The organism is Candidatus Angelobacter sp., assembly GCA_035607015.1.
Lineage (GTDB): Bacteria > Verrucomicrobiota > Verrucomicrobiia > Limisphaerales > AV2 > AV2.
Map to the genome: position 1 here is coordinate 1 of DATNDF010000046.1, position 7,673 is coordinate 7,673.

Annotated in this window: 10 protein-coding genes; all 10 read right to left on the reverse strand. The window is 57.6% G+C overall.

All coding sequences use genetic code 11. The annotated features are described in order from the left end of the window. A partial coding sequence (locus VN887_01960; GenBank protein HXT38766.1) for a LysM peptidoglycan-binding domain-containing protein occupies positions 1-515 on the reverse strand: 515 nt, incomplete at its 3' end. A gap of 1,094 nt (positions 516-1,609) precedes the next feature. Next, entirely contained in the window at positions 1,610-2,035 is a 426-nt protein-coding gene (locus tag VN887_01965) for a phage tail protein (protein ID HXT38767.1), read from the reverse strand. Then, entirely contained in the window at positions 2,032-2,226 is a 195-nt protein-coding gene (locus VN887_01970; GenBank protein HXT38768.1) for a DUF6760 family protein, read from the reverse strand. Before VN887_01970 ends, VN887_01965 begins: the two co-directional genes overlap by 4 nt. Beyond that, the gene (locus VN887_01975; protein HXT38769.1) at positions 2,223-2,621 is read right to left on the reverse strand and encodes a hypothetical protein; all 399 of its coding nucleotides are present in this window, start codon (positions 2,619-2,621) and stop codon (positions 2,223-2,225) included. The genes VN887_01970 and VN887_01975 overlap by 4 nt, the downstream gene beginning before the upstream one ends. A gap of 14 nt (positions 2,622-2,635) precedes the next feature. Next, complete coding sequence (locus VN887_01980; protein HXT38770.1) at positions 2,636-3,079, reverse strand: phage tail protein; 444 nt, start codon at positions 3,077-3,079, stop codon at positions 2,636-2,638. Positions 3,080-3,090: 11 nt separating this feature from the next. Beyond that, complete coding sequence (locus VN887_01985) at positions 3,091-4,668, reverse strand: phage tail sheath family protein (GenBank protein HXT38771.1); 1,578 nt, start codon at positions 4,666-4,668, stop codon at positions 3,091-3,093. Between the two features lie 36 nt (positions 4,669-4,704). Then, entirely contained in the window at positions 4,705-5,862 is a 1,158-nt protein-coding gene (locus VN887_01990; protein HXT38772.1) for a hypothetical protein, read from the reverse strand. A 22-nt stretch (positions 5,863-5,884) separates the two neighbouring features. After that, positions 5,885-6,511 carry a hypothetical protein gene (locus tag VN887_01995; GenBank protein HXT38773.1) on the reverse strand — a complete coding sequence of 209 codons (627 nt, stop codon included), beginning with the start codon at positions 6,509-6,511 and terminating at the stop codon, positions 5,885-5,887. A 47-nt stretch (positions 6,512-6,558) separates the two neighbouring features. After that, entirely contained in the window at positions 6,559-7,134 is a 576-nt protein-coding gene (locus VN887_02000; GenBank protein HXT38774.1) for a Pvc16 family protein, read from the reverse strand. Next, on the reverse strand, positions 7,131-7,673 hold a 543-nt coding region (locus tag VN887_02005; GenBank protein ID HXT38775.1), incomplete at its 5' end, for an ATP-binding protein. The genes VN887_02000 and VN887_02005, both read right to left, overlap by 4 nt.

Below are 7,673 nucleotides of genomic sequence, written 5' to 3' on the forward strand. Positions count from 1 at the left end.
TTGGTTTTGTCGGACGACTGCCGTCGTGGATCTTCGAGCTGTTCTCGCAGCGTGCGGTATTCCTTGAAACTGATCGAGAGCGTCGCTCGAGCAGGCGTGCCGTCAGGATGAAACATCGTGACCTTGCGGCTCAGCTTCTCAATCACCGCGAAGAACTCCAGTGGTCCCCAGTTAAATCGAACCGGAGGAGGAGCATGTAAGTCGCGATCGATTTCAAGTAGTTTGAAAAGATCCGCAAGGCGTTTGGTGAGCGGGTTTTCTTCCTTCTGCTGTAGTGATGTCGGACCCTTAGGATCTGTGTAGTCGTCGAGGAACAGATCCAGGCTGAGACGGTCTGACTCGCCACTCACAAATTGCAGGAGTGGCGACGAGAGGCCTGGCACCGGGGTAGCTTTAAACGAGTTGGTTCGCTCAAAGCTGTACTCGGTGGGATTGAAAAGCGCAGTGATGACTTTACCCTTGTCCGCGCCATCGAGGACGGTAATAGTCGCTTTCTTGAGTTGGGCCTTAGTCATCGTTCCTCAAAGTCCACGCCGCTGGCGCTCGATGCGCATACGTTGCTCCACGCGGCTAATCACATGGTCTGTCAATCGATCCAAGACCGCAGGATCAAGCCTCGTTACTTGCGTTGCCGCCGCCGGTGCGGGGAGAACGGCCACTCCTACCGCGGATTCGTGGTCCGGTTGTGGGCGACCCTGCGTTCGACTAGCCGACTCGGACAATTCCGCACCACGTTCGTCGTCGTCGCTGGTCAGCGGAGTCTGCCCTGTGCGACGCCAGACAAGTTGCTCGGAGTGTTCGTACTGAAACTGCAAAGTCCTCGTTCCAGCCTGACGATTCGCAACCGGATCACGAAACTCCGGCTGACGCCGGGAAGACACTTGCTGCCAGTGCTGCCAGATTTGCGATCGCGTCTGCAAAAACCGTGTATGTACTCCGCGCTGCAAACTCGCGCGAACTTCCGGCCTGGGATCAAAAAACTGGCGACGCTCGGGCTGCGTGGTCCACGTGACGACCTGGTTCGTGAGCGGCGGCCGCGAAACAGGCTGGGCCGCCGTTGGCGCCAGATGTTGTTTGGGGCGAGCGCTGTTGGATAGCCAACGAACTGGGGCCGGCGCTGTCCCTGGAAAGTGTGCTTTCAGCGTGTTGCGGGGCCACGAGACTCTTGATGCAAGTGTTACTGAACCGCGCTGCTGCGCGCGCGAGTTCTTGCGTTCGTACATTTCGGGCGCCGCCTGCTTTGCCTTATCCAATTGCAGTCCAGGAGTTGCAGCTAACACGCTTGTCCAACGGTGGTCCATTACCACTCGCGTCCGGCCCGCGGCCGCGGCCGGGAAGTGACCTGGCATTGCCTTCGCTCGAGTTTGGCTGGTCATGTGCGAGGCAAAGTGAAAATGAAACTGCGGAAACCACGAACCTGGCGAAGGCCGCGACGCGCGACCGGTCGATGCATTTCCCAATGTCTTGCGCCTTAGCCTCCAGCGCAGGACCATCGGACGCCAGGTCTGGCTACGGCCGAAGGCGTTCAAGTGTCGTGCTGCGAAACGCCTGGCGGCGTTGTACGCTGCCAGTCCGATTACTCTGTACAACCATTTACCACGACCGTAGATCATGTCGCCTTCCGCAATCCGTGGTGCGCCAATTCGAGACTTTCCATCACCACGGGCGACGTTTGGGCGTCCAGGTCTGACGCCGTCCACTTCACCGGTAGTGCGTATTCAATTTGCCAGGCCCAACTTGGCACATTGGCCTCGTTCTGAAGCCGGATCCAAATCGTCTTTCGTTTGACCACGCCGTCGGCTACCGCCAGCGCCCATTTCCACAAATCGTCGAGGGCCAGACCACGCTCCAGAACAAGAACTGGATACGAAACCTGAGTGATGAGCTTGTGCTCGTATTCGATCACTCCACCCTCGCGGTAGGATTCGTACTTCACTTCACGAGACAGGCCCTTGACGCGCGTGAAACCTCCGCTCGTGATTCCCTCGATCTCGACGAGGAAGCGAAATGAGCGCAGCGGATCCAGACGTATCATCGCTGCGCGCTCCTCACTTCGAAGGGATTACTCGGAGCACCGTCGAGGACACGGTTGATTGCCGAGATCTCGCGACACCAACGTCTGCGTTCGTGGTGTTCAAGCTGCATGATTTCCGCGTGAGACCAATGAAAGTGACAGGCTATAAAGGCCATCTCCTCGTACAGCGACTTTACGGGATAGGCCTTCATGCTTCCCCCACGGCGGTAAACCTCCGCAGCGTTTTGCCTCCCGCGGCCCACTGCTTTTCCGGCGCCAGCTCCGGCGCAGCCTCTTCGTCGCCCGCGTTGAACTTCTCATACAGTCGCTGCAAGTAGGCGAGATCCGAGGCATACAAGTTTTCAATTACGCCCGTGTGGATATCGGTTAGAGTGCCGAGACGCATAACGACGCGCGCCAGCACAATCACCGCGAGATACGCTTCGTTTTGTTGCACGCGAGGATCGCGCAGCGGCAGGATCTCATCGGCCGCTGTGGCCAGGCGCATCGCGCCGCGCCGGTGTAAAGTGCCCGCTTCGTCTACGTAGCCCTTGGGCAGTTCGAATTCGATCTCGGTCTGGAAGCTGGAATGCGTGGTGGTGCTCATGTTTCGTTTCCCCTTTACATCACACGCTCGATGCCTTCATTTGCCAGCTCGAGCAGTTCGATCAACACCTCATTACCCTTGGCGTTAAGGTCGCTGGGGTCATACTTGATGGGCCAGGCATCCGTCACCACAAAGCGCGCACTGTCGGTGCCCGCCTCGTCCTGCACCACGATGACGACTTTCTTGCGCCGGTCCTTGACCTGTCCGGCCGACACGTCGGCATGCCACTTGAAAAGATCGAGCGCGGTGCCGCCGCTCGTAAGGCCCCACTTCAACGTAATGTTTCCGTATTTCGTGAGACCGCTGAGCTTTCTGACGTGCGGTGGGTCAGTGCCCTCGCGGTAATCGACCGCGTCGATCGTGGTCTCGGCGATCATGACCTCACTGAAACCAGCCTGCGTGATGTTGTCGATCTCGAGCCGGTAGCGAAAATTGCGTAGAGGATCGATGCGTGCCATAACGTAGCTCCTTAACGCTGGGCCTCAGCGGTATTTTGGAAGACGCGGAAAATAACGAACTCCGCCGGGCGAACGGGAGCGATGCCGATCTCGCAGATCAGCCGCCCGTTCAGGATGTCGTCCTGCGACATGGTGGTGCGATCGATGGTTATGAAGAACGCTTCCTCTTCAGTGCGGCCGAAGAGCGCGCCGCCGCGCCACTGCGAACGAAGGAATAGCCGGATCGTGTCCTTCACGCGGGCCCACAGGCGATCGTCGTTCGGTTCAAAAACCACCCATTGCGTGCCGTCATAAATTGAGTGTTCGAGGAAAATGAAAAGACGTCGGACCGAGACGTACTTCCACAAGCTGTCGGATGACAGCGTGCGTGCGCCCCAAACCCGTATTCCGCGTGCCGGAAAACTGCGAATAACGTTGACGCCTTTCGGATTCAAAACGCCCTGGGTGTTATCGTTGACGTCGAAACGAACGTTAAGGGCGCCACGCACAATCTCGTTTGCCGGTGCCTTAAAAACTCCCCGGTCAGTGTCAGTGCGGGCATAGACGCCGAGAACGTATCCGCCCGGTGGGACGCTGCGACGCGCGCCACTCTGTGGATCGGAGGCGATAATCCACGGCGCGTAAAAAGCAGCATAGGAGGTGTCCCACTTGTTCGTGCTTCGAGGATCCAGGTCGGACGGCTCGGAATTCTCATCCCCGTCGATCGCGGCAAACCGGAATCTCATCCTTTCACAATGGTCGATGATTGCCCGGTTGATGGCGGGTCCGTTGTCCGGTGGATGAGGTGCGTACACGAGGGCAACGTCGCGATATGGATCGAGCTCAAGCGCCTGAAGCCCCTGTTTCTGATCACGGGCGCCGTTAATCTTTCCTTCGAAGTCGTCGTTGCTGAGCGCGGCTGGGTCGTTTACGCCATTCTGATCCAGGAATTCACCCTGAACCGGACTGACCGGCGGCTTGGCTGGCGGAGTCAAGGTCGTCGCCTCAAGGGCGGCCAGCACGGAGACTGGCTGATTCGTTCCGGTGTCGATCAGTCGCTTCGTAAAGTAGTTGGAAGAATTCGGGTCAACCGATAAGTCGTCGTAGTCTTCCGCATATTGAGGGCGCGGCAGGGTGGTGCGGTTTATGGGCATGAACGGATCGAATGGCTGAAAACCGACCGGAAACTTAGACCAATAGGCCAGCTTCATGCGAAAGCCGCTGTTGCCGTCCGCGTCTACCGTCGAACCATTCTCAAATTTGACCCAGACCTTCAGCCCCCAGGCGCCCGGACCGGAGGCGCTAACTCGAAAGTCGCCAAAAGTCTTGGTCGCGGTAGTGGCATTTTCGCCGACGATGCGGCAAACATAGAGCCGCTTGCCTCCGTTTTCAAAAAACCCGTTGGCGGCGTAAGGCATGTAGCGACCCTCAAGGAAAACGCCGCCGAACCAACGGCTGTATTCGGTGTAGCTTGTTACCAGTCTTGGTCGAATAGGTCCGCGCTCGGTTTCTCCCAAAAATGCCGAGGTACTCGTCGGTACTCCCTCGATTGGCTTGGGACCTCGTTCGATCTCTTCGACGTAAACGCCGGGCGTTAAATATTCAGGCATGGTGATTCTCCAGGTTTGTAATCAGCGAGTTTCAGGTCAGCTGGATTGAGACGATCCGTGTCCGTGTCCGTGATCGTCTTCTTTCTCATATTTACAGCAATCAATGACGCTCGGAATTGCGCCGTCGGCGGTCTGGCCGAAGTTCTTAAGGCCATCTTCGAGTTGCTTCTTCAGGTTAGCGATTCGACTCGTAACGGCAGCCAGCTCAGCCGTTACTTTGGCCAATGCGTCTTTGGCCGGCGCATAGCGGTTTTCAACGAGGCAACAAATCAGCATGAAGTAATGGCTGGGATCGACCAGGTAGGCTTGCGGTGGAATTAAACGTTGGCGCAGGCTCCATTCGCCGACGTCTGGTCCGCAGCAATTGTCAGGAGTGCCTTTGTCGCACTCGCAGAATTTCGTGAAATTCTCATCGATCTTTGTTGTCCAATTGGAGCCCGCCGGCGGCGCAATTGCGAGGTGGAGCGGGATGATTTGGAAGAACACCGAATAGATCGATTTGCCGGGCTGGGTGCCGATTGACGAGTTCGCCAATTCAATCGCCGTTTTGTTGGCAGCGAGCACTTTTTGGATCGACTCTGCCGGAGCGCCCCAGGCCTTCATCACGCTGTCAATGCGGTCAAAGGTGCGTTGCTTTGCCGCCTTGTCGCGCGTGAGCCAGTACTCCAAATCCTGGATGTCGTTTAAGGTCGTGTAGAGTTTGCCATCGTCGTACAGCACCTTTTCCGCGTGATGAAGGTCATTGAGCAATGGGCAGACATAGCAATCAAGAATGCAGCGCCAGCAAGGCACCGCGCACACCAGCTTTCGAATCAACTCAGCGATTGCCGCGTCTTGCTTCACCCAATCATCCACCAGCCGTTCGTAGGTATCGCGGGTGTATTTGGTAGCCGCGTCCTTAGCCGCAGCGAGCAGCGTGGTGAGATCTTTTTGGAAATCTTTCGCATGGTCGCCGGCAGCGATGTCTGCGCCTTGTTTCGCCAGCAGCTCTTCGAGACAGTTCGGGGTTGAGCCAGGCGGGGTGGGACATTCGCAACAATGATCCGGCGGCGGACATTTCTCAGGCGGTTCTAATTTCGGCGGCGTGGTCTCGGGAAGCGGTTTGCACGTCTCTCCATCGCCAGGCGGATGAGGCTGAGGGGCTGGATGATCGGTAGGCACGCAATCATGACTGGATCTTCTGTACTCATTCATGGCTTATCTCCTAGTAGCGAACTCAGGGTTGCAACTCGTCCCAGGCGAACGTCAAAGCACTTAGTGTCGACGGGTCCGCGACACGACCTTGCAGCAGTTTAAAAACGGAAGAAGTACGTTCGTTTGTGTTACGACGCGCCCTCAGTTGGACAGTGAGCTTTCGGTCCGCATCGAGGTCAGGCTCCTCGGCGGCTGAAAGGCGCAATATCGACACGAAATCGCCGTGAGCGTTTGTACGCGAGGTCGTTCGCGCGTCGTGCCAGATGACTTTGTCTTCGTCGAGCCAGCGAAGCCCGACTTCGGCGTCGTCAACCGCGACCGGAACCTGCGGAGAAATGACACGCTTTTCGATCAGCGTGCCGCGTATCCCGGTGGTGCCGGAAGCGAATGGATAGTCTGCACGCGGTTGCAGTTCGATAGTGGTCAGCGGCAGTTTTACATCCGCTGCTGCAAGCTCAATGCTTTCGAAGGGAAGCACCCCCAGATCGAACGTGACCTTCTGCAAGTTTGCGATTTCTTCTTCAAGCCAGACGAAACAGCCACTCGCGTTCACGATCGGTTCGCCTTCAAGTCCCACGGCGACGACTTTCTTCACGCCTTGACTCACGCGAGACAGCGTCACTGCATCAAGCAATTCAATGCCAAACATCGCGTGGCGCTCGTAGGCCCTTTCCAGTTGGATTTCGAATGGCCGGCTCATATCGTGGCCTCCCCAAGCCTGGGCCCTGCTGACAATCGATCGTCCAACACAGCCGCCGCTAACGGTGGTTCGCTCTGCGGGTCGATCCAGACCGGAGTTGCGAGGTAAGCGATCGAGGTGCGGTAGTTCGCCGTCGGAAACAGCGCCCAGATGCGACTAGTTTCTTCAGCCGAAAGCGGCTCGAGCGTTACGTGCACGATTTGATTTTTGATGGACAACACCGGGTCCGCCTGCATCTCCTGGATGGCGTATCCCAGCGCCTTTAACAGCGGCTCCTCACTGAAACCCGGTAAAGTCCCGACCGTGACGAGAAAGTAGAGGTCGAGCGGTAGTGAATTACGAAACACGACAACTGGTGGAGGCGGCGTACTGGAAGGCACGGAATGTTCGCGATTGCGCAAACTTGGATTGGGTATTATTCGGTAGAGAAACAGAATGAGCGCGGCGCCACTGGAGTCAGCGTCGTCGAGCGGGCCGACGAAGACGGTACCCGGGACCGTGGAGGTGAGGAGCGCAGTCTCCAGACGCTTCTTGAACGCGTTGCTCACCTCGATGATCGCTTCAGCGCTCACGCAGCCCTCCTTGTCCGATTTAAATCGATCTCAACCGGCGGCAGGCCGAGCTTGGCTAACTCTCCGCGCGCGGCTTGCGCAATGTGCTCCAGGCTAATTTGCTTGTCGGCTGCTGCCGCGACGAACGCGCCGCGCAGCGTGATCTGTCGGATCTGTCCACCGGTGAGGTCGAGCCGGCGCGCAAGTTGACGGAAATCTCCGTCGCTCAGCGCGTGCGATTCTTCGGGAAGACACTGACGCCAAATTTTTTCCCGCGCGTCCATGTCCGGACGGGGAAATTCGAGGGCGAAGCGCAGGCGGCGCATGAAAGCAGGATCGAGATTTTTCCTCAGGTTCGTGGTGAGGATCGCGAGTCCGTCAAAAGCCTCCATCCGCTGCAGCAGGTAGGCTACCTCGATGTTTGCGTATCGATCGTGGGCATCCTTGACCTCGCTGCGTTTGCCGAACAAGGCGTCGGCTTCGTCGATCAGAATTGCGGCGCCCGATTTCTGCGCATCGGTGAACACGCGATCGATGTTCTTCTCGGTGTCGCCGATGTA

Coding starts and splice junctions, on each gene's coding strand:
- VN887_01995 (HXT38773.1), bottom strand. CDS start 6,511: ATGTTTGGCATTGAATTGCTTGATGCAGTGACGCTGTCTCGCGTGAGT.
- VN887_01980 (HXT38770.1), bottom strand. CDS start 3,079: ATGGCACGCATCGATCCTCTACGCAATTTTCGCTACCGGCTCGAGATC.
- VN887_01985 (HXT38771.1), bottom strand. CDS start 4,668: ATGCCTGAATATTTAACGCCCGGCGTTTACGTCGAAGAGATCGAACGA.
- VN887_01970 (HXT38768.1), bottom strand. CDS start 2,226: ATGAAGGCCTATCCCGTAAAGTCGCTGTACGAGGAGATGGCCTTTATA.
- VN887_01990 (HXT38772.1), bottom strand. CDS start 5,862: ATGAATGAGTACAGAAGATCCAGTCATGATTGCGTGCCTACCGATCAT.
- VN887_01965 (HXT38767.1), bottom strand. CDS start 2,035: ATGATACGTCTGGATCCGCTGCGCTCATTTCGCTTCCTCGTCGAGATC.
- VN887_01975 (HXT38769.1), bottom strand. CDS start 2,621: ATGAGCACCACCACGCATTCCAGCTTCCAGACCGAGATCGAATTCGAA.